General features: G+C 66.7%; 19 protein-coding genes. 13 read left to right on the top strand and 6 right to left on the bottom strand.

Annotation, left to right across the window (positions count from 1 at the left end):
* Positions 1–4: 4 nt before the first annotated feature.
* From ACSSV8_RS02070 to rplM, 3 genes are all read right to left on the bottom strand, one after another.
* Positions 5–1279: a flavin-containing monooxygenase gene (locus tag ACSSV8_RS02070; protein WP_454281353.1), complete on the bottom strand. Its 1275-nt coding sequence runs from the start codon at positions 1277–1279 to the stop codon at positions 5–7.
* A gap of 155 nt (positions 1280–1434) precedes the next feature.
* A complete protein-coding gene (rpsI, locus tag ACSSV8_RS02065) occupies positions 1435–1923 on the bottom strand; it encodes a 30S ribosomal protein S9 (RefSeq protein ID WP_454281352.1) in 489 nt (162 codons plus the stop codon).
* Positions 1923–2387, bottom strand: a complete 465-nt coding sequence (rplM, locus tag ACSSV8_RS02060) for a 50S ribosomal protein L13 (RefSeq protein ID WP_454281351.1) — start codon at positions 2385–2387, stop codon at positions 1923–1925. The genes rpsI and rplM overlap by 1 nt, the downstream gene beginning before the upstream one ends.
* A 364-nt stretch (positions 2388–2751) precedes the next feature.
* Here rplM and speD point away from each other — a divergent pair, with 364 nt between their 5' ends.
* A complete protein-coding gene (gene speD / locus ACSSV8_RS02055; protein WP_354536980.1) occupies positions 2752–3276 on the top strand; it encodes an adenosylmethionine decarboxylase in 525 nt (174 codons plus the stop codon).
* Positions 3273–4118, top strand: a complete 846-nt coding sequence (gene speE, locus ACSSV8_RS02050) for a polyamine aminopropyltransferase (RefSeq protein WP_454281350.1) — start codon at positions 3273–3275, stop codon at positions 4116–4118. Before speD ends, speE begins: the two co-directional genes overlap by 4 nt.
* Before the next feature lie 19 nt (positions 4119–4137).
* Here speE and ACSSV8_RS02045 read toward each other — a convergent pair whose 3' ends face one another.
* The gene (locus ACSSV8_RS02045) at positions 4138–4818 is read right to left on the bottom strand and encodes an FkbM family methyltransferase (RefSeq protein ID WP_454281349.1); all 681 of its coding nucleotides are present in this window, start codon (positions 4816–4818) and stop codon (positions 4138–4140) included.
* Between the two features lie 74 nt (positions 4819–4892).
* Between ACSSV8_RS02045 and pth the strand changes: the two genes are divergently transcribed.
* From pth to ACSSV8_RS02025, 4 genes are all read left to right on the top strand, one after another.
* The gene (pth, locus tag ACSSV8_RS02040) at positions 4893–5573 is read left to right on the top strand and encodes an aminoacyl-tRNA hydrolase (RefSeq protein WP_454281348.1); all 681 of its coding nucleotides are present in this window, start codon (positions 4893–4895) and stop codon (positions 5571–5573) included.
* Between the two features lie 95 nt (positions 5574–5668).
* On the top strand, positions 5669–6832 hold the full coding sequence (locus tag ACSSV8_RS02035) for a serine hydrolase domain-containing protein (RefSeq protein ID WP_454281347.1): 1164 nt from the start codon (positions 5669–5671) through the stop codon (positions 6830–6832).
* A gap of 63 nt (positions 6833–6895) precedes the next feature.
* Positions 6896–7276, top strand: a complete 381-nt coding sequence (locus ACSSV8_RS02030) for a DUF2237 family protein (protein WP_454281346.1) — start codon at positions 6896–6898, stop codon at positions 7274–7276.
* 3 nt (positions 7277–7279) lie between these two features.
* Positions 7280–7675: a carboxymuconolactone decarboxylase family protein gene (locus ACSSV8_RS02025; RefSeq protein ID WP_454281345.1), complete on the top strand. Its 396-nt coding sequence runs from the start codon at positions 7280–7282 to the stop codon at positions 7673–7675.
* A 6-nt stretch (positions 7676–7681) separates the two neighbouring features.
* Here ACSSV8_RS02025 and trpB read toward each other — a convergent pair whose 3' ends face one another.
* The gene (gene trpB / locus ACSSV8_RS02020; RefSeq protein WP_454281344.1) at positions 7682–8911 is read right to left on the bottom strand and encodes a tryptophan synthase subunit beta; all 1230 of its coding nucleotides are present in this window, start codon (positions 8909–8911) and stop codon (positions 7682–7684) included.
* 115 nt (positions 8912–9026) lie between these two features.
* Here trpB and ACSSV8_RS02015 point away from each other — a divergent pair, with 115 nt between their 5' ends.
* The 6 genes from ACSSV8_RS02015 to pqqE all read left to right on the top strand — a co-directional run bounded on the left by ACSSV8_RS02015 (position 9027) and on the right by pqqE (position 12945).
* A complete protein-coding gene (locus tag ACSSV8_RS02015) occupies positions 9027–9701 on the top strand; it encodes a response regulator transcription factor (RefSeq protein ID WP_354536972.1) in 675 nt (224 codons plus the stop codon).
* A 106-nt stretch (positions 9702–9807) separates the two neighbouring features.
* Entirely contained in the window at positions 9808–9903 is a 96-nt protein-coding gene (pqqA, locus tag ACSSV8_RS02010; protein ID WP_354536971.1) for a pyrroloquinoline quinone precursor peptide PqqA, read from the top strand.
* Positions 9904–9927: 24 nt separating this feature from the next.
* Positions 9928–10824, top strand: a complete 897-nt coding sequence (gene pqqB, locus ACSSV8_RS02005) for a pyrroloquinoline quinone biosynthesis protein PqqB (protein ID WP_454281343.1) — start codon at positions 9928–9930, stop codon at positions 10822–10824.
* Positions 10821–11570 (top strand): pyrroloquinoline-quinone synthase PqqC, encoded by a 750-nt coding sequence (gene pqqC / locus ACSSV8_RS02000; protein ID WP_454281342.1) that lies wholly within the window; start codon positions 10821–10823, stop codon positions 11568–11570. Before pqqB ends, pqqC begins: the two co-directional genes overlap by 4 nt.
* A complete protein-coding gene (gene pqqD, locus ACSSV8_RS01995) occupies positions 11570–11845 on the top strand; it encodes a pyrroloquinoline quinone biosynthesis peptide chaperone PqqD (protein WP_354536968.1) in 276 nt (91 codons plus the stop codon). Before pqqC ends, pqqD begins: the two co-directional genes overlap by 1 nt.
* Positions 11842–12945, top strand: coding sequence for a pyrroloquinoline quinone biosynthesis protein PqqE (gene pqqE, locus ACSSV8_RS01990; protein ID WP_354536967.1), 1104 nt, complete (start codon positions 11842–11844; stop codon positions 12943–12945). Before pqqD ends, pqqE begins: the two co-directional genes overlap by 4 nt.
* A 12-nt stretch (positions 12946–12957) precedes the next feature.
* Here pqqE and ACSSV8_RS01985 read toward each other — a convergent pair whose 3' ends face one another.
* Complete coding sequence (locus ACSSV8_RS01985) at positions 12958–14547, bottom strand: ATP-binding protein (RefSeq protein ID WP_454281341.1); 1590 nt, start codon at positions 14545–14547, stop codon at positions 12958–12960.
* Between the two features lie 69 nt (positions 14548–14616).
* Between ACSSV8_RS01985 and ACSSV8_RS01980 the strand changes: the two genes are divergently transcribed.
* The gene (locus ACSSV8_RS01980) at positions 14617–14802 is read left to right on the top strand and encodes a hypothetical protein (RefSeq protein WP_454281340.1); all 186 of its coding nucleotides are present in this window, start codon (positions 14617–14619) and stop codon (positions 14800–14802) included.
* Positions 14803–14810: the final 8 nt, after the last annotated feature.

Genomic DNA, 14810 nt, shown 5'->3' with positions numbered 1-14810 from the left:
CAGATCAGGGGCTGGACGCGCCGCGCATGTCGCCGCTCTCGGCGTCGTGGCGCTGCATGTAGCCGCGCTGGATGGCGATCTGATCGGCGATGAATTTTGCATCATGCCAGACCCCCCAGATGAACGACGAGCCGCGCCGCGTCTGCCAGGGCAGGCCGACGAAGTAGAGCCCGCGCTCGGGGCTCACGCCACGGCTGTGGACCGGGCGGCCACGGTCGTCGAACGTGTCGATGTCAAGCCATCCGTAATCGAGCCCATAGCCCGTGGCCCACAGGATCGTGCCCACGCCCTCGGCTGCAAGATCGAGGCTTCGGAGCGGCGCGCGCACGCAATCGGGGTCCTCCGGGATGAGCCGCGCCTCGGGTTCCTCGGGCAGATCAAGCCCGTTGGCGGCGGCAAAGGCATCGGCCGCGTCGAGCATCGAGAGGTAATCGGCATCGCCCGCATCGAGGGTCTGCTTGAGATCGCCATCAAACCGCATGGTGCCCCCCTCAAAGCCAGCGGTGCGCCCGACCAGCACCATGCCGCGCTGCGCGAGGCGGCGGAAATCGACGGTCCTGCCGCCGTCCGCGCCGCTCACGGCGATGGTCACGTGTTCGGTGCCGGGGCCGGGGGTGTCCATGTCCCACTCGCCCAGAACCCCGAGCCACCAGACGTTGTCGCGCCCGCGATAGCGGCGCGGCGGGCGGCCATGGGGCCCGACCGAGAGGAACACCTTGCGCCCCGCCGCCATCAGCTCTTCGGCGATCTGTGCCCCGGAGGAGCCCGCGCCCACCACCAGGACCGCGCCCGCGGGCAGGTGATCGGGGTTGCGATAGTCAGCGGAGTGGAGTTGGTGGACCGGCGCGCTTTCCGGAACCAGGGGCGGGATCATCGGGCGCTGGAACGGGCCGGTGGCGGCGACCACGTTCAACGCCTCGATGACGCCCTCGGAGGTCTCGACCCGAAAACCGCGCGCGCCCTTGCGGCGCGTGACGCGCCGCACCTCCACGCCTTCGCGGATCGGCGCGTTCAGCATGCGGGCATAGTCGACGAAGTAATCGGCAACCCGCTCCTTGGCGGGGAACGCCCCCGACGGGCCGGAAAATTCCATCCCCGGAAACCGGTCATGCCAGGCCGGGCCATTGGCCACCAGACTGTCCCAGCGGGCCGAGCGCCAACGCTCGGCGATGCGGGCGCGCTCGAGCACCACATGCGCGATGCCCAGGCGTCCGAGATGCTCGCTCATGGCGATGCCCGCCTGTCCGCCCCCCACCACAACCGTGTCCGTCCGTTCCATCGCGCTGCCCTTCGTCGCCTGCGTCCGGGGCAGATTAGACCGGGAAGCGCGTGATCGAAACCTGCCAATCGTGAAGCCTTGGCAAGGGCGCGGCTAAGCCAGACGCAAAAGGGCCACCCGAACGGGCGGCCCTTTTCTCTTTTTGTCCGTAAAGCTCAGCGCTTGGAGAACTGGAAGCTCTTGCGCGCCTTGGCCTTGCCGTATTTCTTGCGTTCCACCACGCGGCTGTCGCGGGTGAGGAACCCGGCGGCCTTGAGCGCGGCGCGCAGGGTCGGATCATAAAGCTGGAGCGCCTTGGAGACGCCATGCTTGACCGCGCCCGCCTGCCCCGACAGACCACCGCCCTTGACGGTCGCCATCACGTCGAACTGGCCTTCGGTGCCCGACACGGTGAAGGGCTGCTTGAGGATCATCTGAAGCACGGGGCGCGCGAAATACTCGTTGATCGGCTTGCCGTTGACGACAACCTTGCCCGAGCCGGGCTTGATCCAGACGCGGGCGACCGCATCCTTGCGCTTGCCGGTGGCATAGGCGCGGCCAAGCGCATCGCGCTCGGGTTCGCGCGGGGCGGCCATGGCGACGGCGGCACTCGCACCGCCGGCCACGGATTCGAGACCTTCGAGGGTTTTGATCGTGTCGCTCATCAGTAGGCCACCCGCGTATTCTTGCTGTTCATGGATTTCACATCGAGCACTTCGGGGCTTTGTGCCTCGTGGGGATGCTCGGCGCCGGCATAGACGCGCAGATGGGTCATCTGCGTGCGCGACAGGCGGTTGCCGGGCAGCATCCGCTTGACGGCCTGCGTGACCACGCGCTCGGGGTGCTTGCCCTCGAGGATCTCGCCGGTGGTGCGGCTCTTGATCCCGCCGGGATGGCCGGTATGCCAGTAATTCGGCTTCTCGCGCTTGTTGCCGGTCAGCTGCACCTTGTCGGCATTGATCACGATGACATTGTCACCCATGTCCATATGCGGGGTAAAGGTGGCCTTGTGCTTGCCGCGCAGGCGCATGGCGATGATCGAGGCGAGACGGCCCAGAACCACGCCTTCGGCGTCGATCAGGATCCATTTCTTGTCGATATCTGCCGGTTTTATGGAAAACGTCTTCATTTTTTGGCAGAACCTTGTTGTTGTTCCAGTTCGGGCGGTCCGGGCACGCGGTCCGGTCCGGTGATGGGCGGGTTATACGCGGAAGATTTGGCGCGTCAACGGTGAATGTTCCAACATAATACAACAAAATCAATGTCTTGAAAATTAGGTATCATAATACCCCAAAATTTTGCACCCCCGGAACATCACAATCGGATATCGGCTCCATGAAATTCTCGCAGTTGCAGCAAAAACCGCTTGCGCGTTTCGTCCCCTGCCCCTATCTGCGCCTCACTTGATCGGGACCGATCCCAACTTCGGATGTCTTCCGGGGGGGCGCTAAGGGACCGACTGGATTCAATCTGCTGGAACGAAGGGGAGCGCCATGAAGGACGCCAGCCTCTTCCAACTGGGGATCGGTCTGGAGACAGGCGCCCAAGAGGAAGACACCGCACGCGGGAACACCCCCGCGAACGACCACACCATTTTGCCCCGCGACGTGATGGACGAGGGCCGCGATGATCATTTCATCCGGCGCGACGGTGCCGTGTTCGCGGGCACCCATCTGATCATCGAGGTGGTGAATGGCCACGGGCTCGATGACGAGGCGCGTATCCAGAAGGCCTTCCGCGACTGCGTGGAGACGTGTGGTGCCACGCTGCTGCACATCCACACCCACAAATTCAACCCGCAGGGCGTGTCGGGCGTGGCCGTGCTCGCCGAAAGCCACATCTCGGTCCACACCTGGCCCGAGATCGGCTATGGCGCGTTCGACGTCTTCATGTGCGGCGAGGCAAAACCATGGCTTGCCGTGGACGTGCTGAAAGCCGCCTTCGGGACCTCGGATGTCCGCGTCAAGGAGCTGTTGCGCGGCGAGGGTGTCGTGCTTGAGGCCGGGATCGCGGCATGAGCGGCTGGCTGCGCGAGCCCCTGCATCCCGACTACGCGCAATCGCTTCGCGTGGGAAAGATGCTTTATGACAGCGAGACCGACCATCAGCGGCTGAAGGTGTTCGAGAACGGCACCTTTGGCCGGGTGCTGACGCTGGATGATGTGGTGCAGGTCACCGAGGGCGACAATTTCATCTATCACGAGATGCTCACCCATGTGCCGATCCTCGCCCATGGCGCGGCGCGCCGCGTGCTGATCATCGGCGGCGGTGACGGCGGCATGGCCCGCGAGGTCCTGCGCCACACAACGGTCGAGCATGTCACCATGGTCGAAATCGACGCGGGCGTGGTGGAGTTCTCGAAGGAATACCTGCCGATGCTGAGCGCGGGGGCGTTTGACGATCCCCGCCTTGAATTGGTCATCGCCGACGGGGCCGCGTTCATCCGCCGGACCACGGCCGGCTATGACGTGATCATCGTCGATTCGACCGATCCGGTCGGCCCCGGCGAGGTGCTCTTTACCGACAGCTTCTACGGCCATGCCAAGCGCGCGCTGGCCCCTGACGGCATTCTTGTCACGCAAAACGGCGTGCCCTTCCTGCAAGGGGACGAGTTGCACAACACGATGCGCGCCTTTCGCGCGCTGTTCGTCGATGCCACCTGCTATCTGGCCACCATTCCCACCTATGCGGGGGGGCCGATGGCCTTTGGCTGGGGCACCGATAGCCCGGCGCGGGCCACGCCGCCTGACGTCCTCCAAGGCCGGTTCGACGCCGCCGGGATCGCCACGGATTACTACACCCCCGAGGTCCACAGCGCCGCCTTTGCCCTGCCGGGATACGTCGCGCGCCTTCTGCCCTGACCTCGGCGACACGGGACACCTATTCCCCCCGCACCCGGCGAAAACACAGGATCCGCCCGCGCGACGGCCCCGGATCATAGGTCAGGTGGGATGCGGACATGCAATCGACGATGCGCTTGATCACCGTGTCGCCATAGCGGCCCGGATGCAGCTCCATCATCACATGGCGCACATGCTCGGGCCACGGCGCGTCAAAGAGATGCGCCTCGGCCCCCTCGATATCCATGATCACCACATGCGGGCTCACGCGGTTCAAAAGATCACCCAGCCCCAGATGCGGCACCTCGGCCAGTGTCTCGGGCCGCGCCCCCTCATCGGCGATGCGCGCGGCCCAGAAGCTGCGCGCGGCGTCAAAGGCCAGCGGTGCCGCGCCCCCCGTCATGCCCCCCACAGCCCCATGCACAAGCGTCACCGCGCCAAATCCGTTACGCTCCAGATTGGCGCGGATGACCGGCAGCATCACGGGGTTGGCCTCGACCGTGGTGACATTCTGCGGCCCCACCACCCGCGCGCAGACCGAGGCGATATAGCCGATGCCAGACCCGAGTTCGAGCACGCGGTGGCGCGGCTTGAGCCGCATCGCGGCGGCCTGCGCCTCGTGCGCCTCATACCCGCCCGAGGCAAGCTTGGCGTGGATGCGCTCGTTCAGAAGGGCCTCGGGCACCTCGAGGCGCAGCCCGTCGATCTCATACTCTGCCATGCCCTGCCCCTTGCCGTTGATTCCGCGCGGCCAAACCCCTAGACCATCCACATCAAAGAACGGGGACGCGGGCAATGCAACTCTATGTCGGGCTTGGCAATCCGGGCGCGAAATATGCGGGCAACCGCCACAATATCGGGTTCATGGCCGTGGATGCCATCGCCGGGGCGCATGGCTTTGGTCCGTGGCGGGCCAAATTTCAGGGACAGGTGAGCGAGGGCGTTCTGGACGGCGAAAAGGTGATCCTGCTCAAGCCCGAGACCTTCATGAACCTTTCGGGGCAATCGGTCGGAGAGGCCGCGCGTTTCTACAAGATCGCGCCCGAGGCCGTGACCGTCTTTCATGACGAGCTTGACCTTGCCCCGGCCAAGCTGCGCGTCAAGCGCGGCGGCGGGCACGCGGGCCATAACGGGCTTCGCTCGATCACGGCCCATATCGGGGCCGAGTTCCAGCGCGTGCGCCTTGGCATCGGTCATCCGGGGCACAAGGACCGGGTGGCGGGGTATGTGTTGCAGGATTTTGCCAAGGCGGATGCCGCGTGGCTCGACGACCTGATGCGCGGCATCGCCGAGGGCGCGCCGTGGCTGGCCAAGGACAAGCCCGATCGGTTTCAGACCGCAGTGGCGCAACGCATGGCGCCGGCAAAGCCCGAAAAGACCCGGCCCAAGCCCGAAGCCGAAACCAAGTCCGCGCCGGATGCGCCCGAAGAGGACACCCGCAGCGCGCTCCAGAAACTCATGGACCGGTTTCGCTAGCCGAAGTCCCTGCCCCCCTGCCCGGAAACGCCGTCGCGTCACCCTTGATTTTGCCTGCGCCGTTGGCTCCTCTTGGGTGGCAGGGAGGACGGAACATGCGCGCAGGTTTGAAATGGCTCACCCGGATCTTTCTGGCGCTTGTGCTCGCGGCACTGGTCGTGGGCCTGTGGAAGCGCGAGGAGATCACGCGCCTCATGGCGGTGAACACGCTCTTTGACGAGGGGCGGATCGTCTCGAATTTTTCCAACATGGACCGCGCCTTTCTCAGCGTGCCGGTGCCGCGCGGCGCGGGGCCGGTCTCGGACCTGCCGCAGGGCACGGCGATGAGCCTGCCCGACGGCGTGGCGGGCTGGATCGAGCGCCGCGCCGTCACCTCGCTTCTGGTGCTGCATGAAGGGCGCATCGTGCACGAAAGCTATCACCGGGGCACCGGCCCCGAGGACCGGCGCATAAGCTGGTCGGTGGCCAAAAGCTTTCTGTCCGCGCTTTTCGGCATCGCGGTGGCCGAGGGCCATATCGCCTCGCTCGACGATCCGGTGACGGCCTATGCGCCCATGCTGGCGGGCAGCGTCTATGAGGGCACCACCATCCGCCACCTTTTGCAGATGACCAGCGGGGTGGAGTTCGACGAGGATTATCTCGATTACGAGTCCGACATCAACCGCATGGGCCGGGTGCTGGCCCTTGGCGGGACGATGGACGGGTTTGCCGCCTCTCTGACCGCCCGCGCCGCCCCGCCCGGCACGCGCTGGCACTATGTCTCGATCGACACGCATGTGCTGGCCATGGTCCTGCGCGGTGCCACCGGGCGCGCGCTGCCCGGTCTCATGTCGGAAAAGCTCATCGTGCCCTTGGGCTTCGAGGCAGAGCCCTATTTTCTCACCGATGGCGAGGGGGTGGCCTTTGCCCTTGGCGGGCTGAACCTGACCACGCGGGATTATGCGCGCTTTGGCCTGATGGTCGCGCGGATGGGGCGCCATGGCGGAGTGCAGATCGTGCCCGAGGACTGGATCGCCGCCTCGACCACCCCGAGCGCGCCCACCGAACCGGGCAAGCTGCAATACGGCTATCAATGGTGGATGCCGTCGGATGCGCGCGCGGGCGAGGTGTTCGGCCACGGCATCTACGGACAATACATCTATATCGACCGCGCGCGCGATGCGGTGATCGTCGTGACCTCCGCCGACCGGGGCTTTCGCGCGCCGGGGGTGACGGAGGGCAACATCGACATCCTGCGCCGGATCGCCGCCGCACTCTGAGGCGCGCTTGCCCCCGCCCCGCCCCGCCTTATAGTGAGAGGGGATCAACAAGGAGGCGCGCGCATGAGCATCAGGATGGTTCCATCGGAAAACGTGCTGGGCGGCACGCTTGCGCCCTGCTCTTCCGCCCCGGTCACAGGCTTTTTCCGCGACGGGCATTGCAATACCTGCGCCGAGGATACCGGCAGCCACACGGTCTGCGCGGTGATGACCGCCGAGTTTCTGGCCTTCTCCAAATATGTCGGCAATGACCTGAGCACACCGCACCCCGAGTTCCGCTTTCCGGGGCTGAAGCCCGGCGACCGCTGGTGCCTGTGCGCGGGCCGCTTTCTTCAGGCCCATGACGAGGGCTGCGCGCCGAAAGTCGATCTGGCCGCGACCCATGCCCGCGCGCTCGACATCGTGCCGCTTGCGGTCCTGCGCGAACACGCGGCGGAGGTCTGAGCGATGACCACGGTCCCGCTTTTGTCGGATGCGGAGATGAGCGCCGAGGCGCGCGCGGTGCTCGACGATATCCGCGCCGCTCGCGGCTCGGATTTCATCAACAATTTCTGGCGCGCGCTGGCCCATGACCCGGCGCTGTTGCGCGCCACATGGGACCGGCTCAAGGCGGTGATGGCCCCCGGCGCGCTCGACCCGTTGACCAAGGAGTTGCTCTATATCGCCGTCTCGGTGGCCAATGGCTGCGACTACTGCGCCCATTCCCACACCGCAGCGGCCCGCGCCAAGGGCATGACGCCCGAACAGCATGGCGAGCTTCTGTCCGTGATCGGCATGGCCGCGCAAACGAACGCACTCGCCACCGCGCTGCAAGTGCCGGTGGACGAGGCGTTCAAGGCCTGACCCGGCTCAGCCCGTGTTGATTTCGGTTCCCAGATGCTTGGCGACGGTAAAGATGTCCTTGTCGCCGCGACCGCACATGTTCATCACCAGCAGGTGATCGCCCGGCAGGGTGGGCGCGATCTTCATCACATGGGCCAGCGCATGGGACGGCTCCAGCGCCGGGATGATCCCCTCCATCGCACAGCAAAGCTGGAACGCCTCCAGCGCCTCCTTGTCGGTGATAGAGACATATTTGGCGCGGCCCGTCTCGTGCAGCCAGCTATGCTCGGGGCCGATGCCGGGATAATCAAGCCCCGCCGAGATCGAGTGCCCTTCAAGGATCTGACCGTCATCGTCCTGCAAGAGATAGGTGCGATTGCCATGCAGCACACCGGGCCGCCCGCCGGTCAATGACGCGCAATGCTCCATCCGGTCATCGACACCGTGGCCGCCGGCCTCGACCCCGATGATCGCCACCTCCTTGTCATCGAGGAAGGGATAGAACAGCCCCATCGCGTTTGAGCCGCCACCAATGGCCGCGACCAATGTGTCGGGCAGACGGCCCTCGGCCTCCTGCATCTGCTCGCGGGTTTCCTTGCCGATGATCGCCTGGAAATCACGCACCATCGCCGGGTAGGGGTGCGGGCCCGCCACCGTGCCGATGCAATAGAACGTGTCGCGCACATTCGTGACCCAATCGCGCAACGCATCGTTCATCGCATCCTTCAAGGTGCCACGTCCCGAGGTCACCGGGATCACCTCGGCCCCCAGAAGGCGCATCCGGAACACGTTGGGCGCCTGCCGTTCGACATCATGCGCACCCATGTAGACCACGCATTGCAGCCCGAATTTGGCGCAGACCGTGGCGGTGGCCACCCCGTGCTGGCCTGCACCCGTCTCGGCGATGATGCGGCGCTTGCCCATGCGGCGGGCAAGGATGATCTGGCCCAGCACGTTGTTGATCTTGTGCGCGCCGGTATGGTTCAGCTCGTCGCGCTTCATGTAGACCTTGGCACCACCCAGCCGCTCGGTAAGCCGCTCGGCCAGATAGAGCGGGCTGGGGCGCCCCACATAATGCTTCCAGAGGAATTCCATCTCGGCCCAGAAATCGGGGTCGGTCTTGGCGTGCTCGTAGCGCTCTTCCAATTCAAGGATGAGCGGCATCAGCGTCTCGGACACGAACCGCCCGCCGAAATCGCCGAACCGGCCCTTCTCGTCAGGGCCGGTCATGAAGGAATTGAACAGGTCATTGGCCATGGATCGCGCCCCCCTTGCTGGTTCTGACCGTCCTAGTGCGCAGCGCGCCCGAGGGCAAGGCGGCGCGCGCCCTGAAAGCGGTGGCACGCGCGCGAAAATCGGCTAGGGTCGCGCCATGACCACGCCTTTGCTCATCGTCGAGGACGACCCCGAGATCACCTCCGCCCTGATCCGGGGCTTGCGGCTTCACGGTTACGGGGCCGAGGCCGAAAATCGCGCGGCGCGCGCGCTCGAGCGGCTGTGCTCGGGCCGGTTTGCCTGCGCCATCGTCGATGTGATGCTGGGGGCTGACAGCGGCCTCGATCTGGTGCGCGCGGCGCGGGCGCGCGGTGCATCCCTGCCCATTCTCATGCTCTCGGCGCTTGCGGATGTGGAGCATCGCGCGGCGGGGCTGGAGGCGGGGGCGGATGATTACGTGGTCAAGCCCTTCTCGCTCGATGAGCTGGTGGCGCGGCTGCGGGTGCAGGAACGGCGCGCCGAGCGGCAACAGCCCGCGCGGCTCTTGCCCGACCGCAGGCTGGTGCGCGGCACCGCTGAGGTGGTGCTGACCGAGCGCGAATACGCGCTCTTGCGGCTGCTCATGGCGCACGGCACCGCCCCCCTGCCCCGCCACGCCATCTTCGAGGCGCTCTGGGCGGCAGAGGGATCGGCCAGCGAGAACGTCGTCGATGTCTATATCGGCTATCTGCGCAAGAAGCTGACCGAGGGCGATTTCGGGTTTGAAATCAGGACAATTCGCAATCAGGGCTTCGTCATCGAGGGGCTGGCCGCACAGACCGCCACCCCCTGATCCCGACCAAAGTCTGTATCGGTCTTATAAATTAAGAGTCGCCCCCACGCGCCCCATGTGGCAAGTTTGCTACGTCCGACACGCAAATCTTGAGGAGGGAATTGTCATGGCATGGACCAAACCGACCATCCGCGAACTGGAATGCGGCATGGAAATCAACATGTATGGACCCGGCGCAGACGACGACGGCGTCCTGTTCTGAGACCCTGACCGCGCGGGGTGACAGATGACATTCCGCGCGCGTATTCTCGGGGCTGCCGCTGGCGGTGGACTGCCGCAGTGGAATTGCGGTTGTATCAATTGCAATCTGGCGCGGTCCGGTGCTATCCCCAAACTGACGCAATCCTCGCTTGCCCTTTCGGGTGGGGATGGGTCATGGGCAATTCTCAATGCCTCTCCCGACATCAGGGAGCAACTCACGCAGGCCCGGTCTCTCCATCCTTCGGGGCTGCGCGAGTTGCCCCTGACTTCGGTGCTGCTGACCAATGGCGATATCGACCATGTGGCCGGGCTGCTCACGCTGCGGGAATCGCAACCCTTCACGCTCTTTGCCACACCCGGCATCCACGGGGTGCTCGACGCCAACCCGATCTTCGATGCGGTCAATCGCGATCTGGTGCCACGCCGCGCCATCGCGCTGGAAGAGGCGTTCGAACTGGTGCCCGGCGTCTCGGCGCGGCTATTTCCCGTTCCGGGCAAGGTGCCGCTCTATATGGAGGCGGGTGAGGTGGTGACCGATCTCATGGGCGAACAGACCGTGGGGGTTGAGCTTCTGGCATCGGACAAGCGGGTCTATTACATTCCCGGCTGCGCGGGCCTCAACGCAGAGCTTGCCGCGCGCATCCGGGGCGCGGACCTTCTGTTCTTCGACGGCACGCTCTGGCGCGATGACGAGATGATCCGCGCGGGGCTGGGCCACAAGACCGGCGCGCGCATGGGCCACATGTCGATGAGCGGACCGGGCGGCTCCATCGCCGCCATGGCCGGTCTCGGCATCGCGCAAAAGGTATTCGTGCACATGAACAACACCAACCCGGTGCATCGCCCGGATTCGGATGAGCGCGCCGAGGCCGAGGCAGCGGGCTGGACCATCGGACAGGACGGAATGGAGATCACACCATGACCGCATCACGCGAGGCCTTCGAGGCACGGCTGCGCCAGATCGGGGCGGACCGCTATCACGACCGCCACCCGTTTCACAAGCTGCTGCACGGTGGCGGCTGCACCCCCGATCAGGTGCGCGCCTGGGTGATCAACCGCTATTACTATCAGCATACCATCCCGATGAAGGACGCGGCCTTCATGAGCCGGGTGGAAGACCCGGAGTTGCGCCGCATCTGGCGCTCGCGGATCGAGGATCACGATGGCACCGCCGGGAATGAGGGCGGTATCCGCCGCTGGCTCCGGCTGGCCGAGGCGGTGGGGCTCGACCCCGATTACGTGGCCTCCCGCAAGGGCGTGCTGCCCGCCACGCGCTTTGCCTGCGATGCCTACACGCGCTTCGTGCGCGAACGCCCGCTGCTCGAGGCCGTCGCCGCCTCGCTGACCGAGCTTTTCGCGCCGAAAATCCATGCCGAGCGGATCGAGGGCCTGCTGGCCAATTACGCTTTCGCCGATGATGCCGCCCTGTCCTATTTCCGCAAACGGCTGACCGAGGCCCCGAAGGACGTGGCCTTTGGTCTCGCCTGGGTGCTCGACCATGCCGACACCGCCGAGAAGCAGGACGCCGCCGCCGCAGCCCTCGAATTCAAGACCGATGTCCTTTGGGCCCAGCTTGACGCGCTGCATCACGCCTATGTCACCCCCGCCGAAATCCCGCCCGGTGCCTGGCAGCCCGGCGAGGGGCTGCTGTCCGAGAGGGCCGCGTGATGGCCCCCGAGGAGATCCCCGCCCTGCCGCGCGGCGTGCGGCTGCATTTCGACCGGGTGCGCGAGGCCTGGGTGCTCCTCGCGCCCGAACGCGCGATCACGCTTGACGCCACCGGTCACGCGATCCTCAGTGAAGTCGATGGAGCGCGCAGCTTCGGCGAGATCACGCAGACGCTGGCCGACCGCTATAACGCGCCCGCCACGCAGATCGCCGAGGACAGCGCGGGCTTTCTCGACGCCTTGCGCGCGCGCCGTTTTCTGGACGTGCGGCCATGAGCACCGTGCGCCCCCCCATCGCCATGCTGGCCGAGGTCACGCATCGTTGCCCGCTGGCTTGCCCCTATTGCTCGAACCCGCTGGAATTGACGCGGCAGGAGCGCGAGATGGACACCGCCACCTGGGCCGACATCTTTCGGCAGGCCGCCGATCTGGGCGTGTTGCAGCTTCACCTTTCGGGGGGCGAGCCTGCCTCGCGCCGCGATCTGGTCGATCTGGTCGCGGCGGCGCGGCAAGCGGGGCTTTATGTCAACCTGATCACCTCCGGCATCGGCCTGACCGAGCGGCGCTTGCGCGAACTGGACGCGGCGGGCCTCGATCATGTGCAACTGTCGCTTCAGGGCACCGACCCGGCCACCGCCGACGAGATCGGCGGCTATCGCGGCGGCTTTGCGCGCAAGATGCAGGTGGCCGGATGGGTGGCAGAGGTGGGCTTTCCGCTGACGCTCAACGCGGTGCTGCACCGGCGCAACCTGCACCAGTTGCCCCGCGCCATCGACATGGCGCTCGAGATGGGCGCGCGGCGGATGGAGGTGGCCACCGTGCAGTTTCACGGCTGGGCGATCGAGAACCGCGCCGCGCTCATGCCGACGCTTGATCAGGCGCGCGAGGCGACGCGCATCGTCACGGAGGCGCGCGCGCGGCTCAAGGGGCGGCTGGTGATCGACTATGTGCCCGCCGATTATCACGAGGACCTCCCCAAGCGCTGCATGGGCGGCTGGGGCACGACCGGCCTCAACGTGACACCCGAGGGGCTGGTGCTGCCCTGTCACGCGGCGCAGACCATCCCGCATCTGGTGTTCGACCGCGTGACCGACCGGCCCCTGCGCGAGATATGGTATGAGGGTGCCGCCTTCAACGCCTATCGCGGCACCGGCTGGATGCAGGAGCCCTGTCAAAGCTGCGAACGCCGCGAGGTCGATTTCGGCGGCTGCCGCTGTCAGGCGATGGCGCTGGTGGGGGATGCGGCGGCGACCGATCCGGTCTGCGGCAAATCCCCCCATCATGCGCGCATCCGTGCGCAGGCGGTGGATTATGCCGCCGATGCCGAGGCCCCGCTGGTCTATCGCCGGATGCCCGAGCGGGAGGGCGCGGTGTAGCGCGAGCGCGCATCACCCCTGCGGCCAAAGCACGGTGATGCACAGCCCCGGCGCATCGCCAAGCGCCTCGGCCTCTGGCACGGGGCTTCTGAGCCGCATCTCGCCGCCTTCCGCCTCGACCACCCACCGCGCCAGCGCCAGCCCTATGCCGAACCCCTCGGCGCGCCCGCGCTCCCCGCGCGCGAACCGTTCCAGAACGCGCGCCTGATCCTCTGGCGCGATGCCGGGGCCATTGTCGATCACCGACAGCCCCGCGCGACCCCCCTCCGCCATCCCGCGCAGCGCCAGGCGCCCGCCGTCCCGCGCATGGCGGATCGCGTTGCGCATCAGCCCCACCACCACCTGCCGCGCCCAGTTCGCATCACAGATCACCGCGCCCTCGGGCACCGGGCCCAGATCGAGCACCAGCCCCGCCGTGTCGATCTCGGCGCGCATTTCGGCCACCGCCTCCGATGCGATGCGCGCGAGCGGCACCGCCACCGGATCAAGCGCCAGTTGCCCGCTGTCGGAACGGGCCACGCGCAACAGATCGTCGATCCGCCGGTTGAGCCGCGCCGCGCGCGCCTCGATGGTGGCAAAGGCCGCGCGCGCCTCGCCCGCGCTTTGCTGCCGGCCGATCTGCGCCTCGGTCAGGATCACGGTGAGCGGCGTGCGCAATTCATGGCTGATATCGGCAAAGAAGCGGCGGCGGTTCTCGTCCACTTCCTCGAGCCGGGTGTTGGCGGCGCGCAACGCCTCGGTGCGCGCGGCGATGGTCTCGTTGAGGTGCGCCCATTCGCTGCGCACCTCGTCACGCCGCAGTGCCAGCGCGCGCGCCATGCGCCCGGTCTCGGAATAGATCTGCCCGATCTCGTCGCCCTCGCCCGCGGGCAGCACCACGGCGAAATTCTCCTGCCCGATCTCGCGCGCCGCCGCGCGCAGCCGGTCAAGTCGGCGGAATTGCGGGCGGATGAGCAAATGATAGAACCCCGCGACCAGCGGCAGGCTCAGCCCGCCGATGATCACCGCCGCAAGGCTGAGGGCGCGCCGCAACCTGTCGATGCCCGCCAGCGCCTCGTTGCGAAAGAGCACCTCGGCCTGCACCGCCTGATTGAGCAAGGGATCGAAGCGGCCCGCGAAGGTGTCGAGATGGGCGCGCAGCGTGGCCACGTCCCCCTCCTCCGAGCGCAGCGCGGCCAGCGTGCTTTGCAAAAGCGCCTCCATCCGCGCCAGCCCCAGCGATTGCGTGGCCTGCCGCGATTGCGCATCCAGCCCCTCGGCCAACGCCACCGCCCGTTCCAGATCGCCGCGCAGCAAGGCGAAGGTCCGCCCCAGCGTCGCGGCCACCGGCTCCAGCCGCTCGGCGCGCACGTCCGGCGGCTGGCCCGACTGCACCGTTTCGGTGGCGATCACGAGAAAGGTCGACACCTCGCGCGAGAGGGTCGAGTAGCGCGCCAGCCGCGCCTCGGTGCCAAGCGCCGCATCAAGCCTGTCGGCCACGCGCATGAGGCCGATGTAAAAGATCGCGGCGGCCAAGAGCGTCAGCCCGCCAAGGATCGCCGCCCCGATCCCGAGCCGCGCCTTGAGCGAGGTGGCGCGCCCCGTCATGACCGCCCGCGACATCGACGCGCCGGGGGTGACTTTGACACGCCACGCGCTAGGCTGTCAGTCTCAGCAAGAAGAAGTCTCGTCATGGTCGAATTGCTTTTCATCGTCTGTCTGTCCGTCAACCCGACGGAGTGCAATGAACAACGCCTGATATTCGGGGATATGACGCCCGCGCGCTGCATGGCCGCAGCCCAGCCCGAACTTGCCCGCTGGAGCGAGTTGCACCCGGAATTGCGCATCAGCCGCTGGCGCTGCCGGGCCCTCACCTGAGCCATCGC

Source organism: Roseovarius sp. MBR-79 (assembly GCF_053628555.1).
This window is presented reverse-complemented; position numbering and strand designations above follow the sequence as displayed.

Excerpts from the sequence above, each read along its gene's own strand:
- ACSSV8_RS02070 (WP_454281353.1), bottom strand. The coding sequence starts at position 1,279 with ATGGAACGGACGGACACGGTTGTGGTGGGGGGCGGACAGGCGGGCATC.
- rpsI (WP_454281352.1), bottom strand. The coding sequence starts at position 1,923 with ATGAGCGACACGATCAAAACCCTCGAAGGTCTCGAATCCGTGGCCGGC.
- rplM (WP_454281351.1), bottom strand. The coding sequence starts at position 2,387 with ATGAAGACGTTTTCCATAAAACCGGCAGATATCGACAAGAAATGGATC.
- speD (WP_354536980.1), top strand. The coding sequence starts at position 2,752 with ATGAAGGACGCCAGCCTCTTCCAACTGGGGATCGGTCTGGAGACAGGC.
- speE (WP_454281350.1), top strand. The coding sequence starts at position 3,273 with ATGAGCGGCTGGCTGCGCGAGCCCCTGCATCCCGACTACGCGCAATCG.
- ACSSV8_RS02045 (WP_454281349.1), bottom strand. The coding sequence starts at position 4,818 with ATGGCAGAGTATGAGATCGACGGGCTGCGCCTCGAGGTGCCCGAGGCC.
- pth (WP_454281348.1), top strand. The coding sequence starts at position 4,893 with ATGCAACTCTATGTCGGGCTTGGCAATCCGGGCGCGAAATATGCGGGC.
- ACSSV8_RS02035 (WP_454281347.1), top strand. The coding sequence starts at position 5,669 with ATGCGCGCAGGTTTGAAATGGCTCACCCGGATCTTTCTGGCGCTTGTG.
- ACSSV8_RS02030 (WP_454281346.1), top strand. The coding sequence starts at position 6,896 with ATGAGCATCAGGATGGTTCCATCGGAAAACGTGCTGGGCGGCACGCTT.
- ACSSV8_RS02025 (WP_454281345.1), top strand. The coding sequence starts at position 7,280 with ATGACCACGGTCCCGCTTTTGTCGGATGCGGAGATGAGCGCCGAGGCG.
- trpB (WP_454281344.1), bottom strand. The coding sequence starts at position 8,911 with ATGGCCAATGACCTGTTCAATTCCTTCATGACCGGCCCTGACGAGAAG.
- ACSSV8_RS02015 (WP_354536972.1), top strand. The coding sequence starts at position 9,027 with ATGACCACGCCTTTGCTCATCGTCGAGGACGACCCCGAGATCACCTCC.
- pqqA (WP_354536971.1), top strand. The coding sequence starts at position 9,808 with ATGGCATGGACCAAACCGACCATCCGCGAACTGGAATGCGGCATGGAA.
- pqqB (WP_454281343.1), top strand. The coding sequence starts at position 9,928 with ATGACATTCCGCGCGCGTATTCTCGGGGCTGCCGCTGGCGGTGGACTG.
- pqqC (WP_454281342.1), top strand. The coding sequence starts at position 10,821 with ATGACCGCATCACGCGAGGCCTTCGAGGCACGGCTGCGCCAGATCGGG.
- pqqD (WP_354536968.1), top strand. The coding sequence starts at position 11,570 with ATGGCCCCCGAGGAGATCCCCGCCCTGCCGCGCGGCGTGCGGCTGCAT.
- pqqE (WP_354536967.1), top strand. The coding sequence starts at position 11,842 with ATGAGCACCGTGCGCCCCCCCATCGCCATGCTGGCCGAGGTCACGCAT.
- ACSSV8_RS01985 (WP_454281341.1), bottom strand. The coding sequence starts at position 14,547 with ATGTCGCGGGCGGTCATGACGGGGCGCGCCACCTCGCTCAAGGCGCGG.
- ACSSV8_RS01980 (WP_454281340.1), top strand. The coding sequence starts at position 14,617 with ATGGTCGAATTGCTTTTCATCGTCTGTCTGTCCGTCAACCCGACGGAG.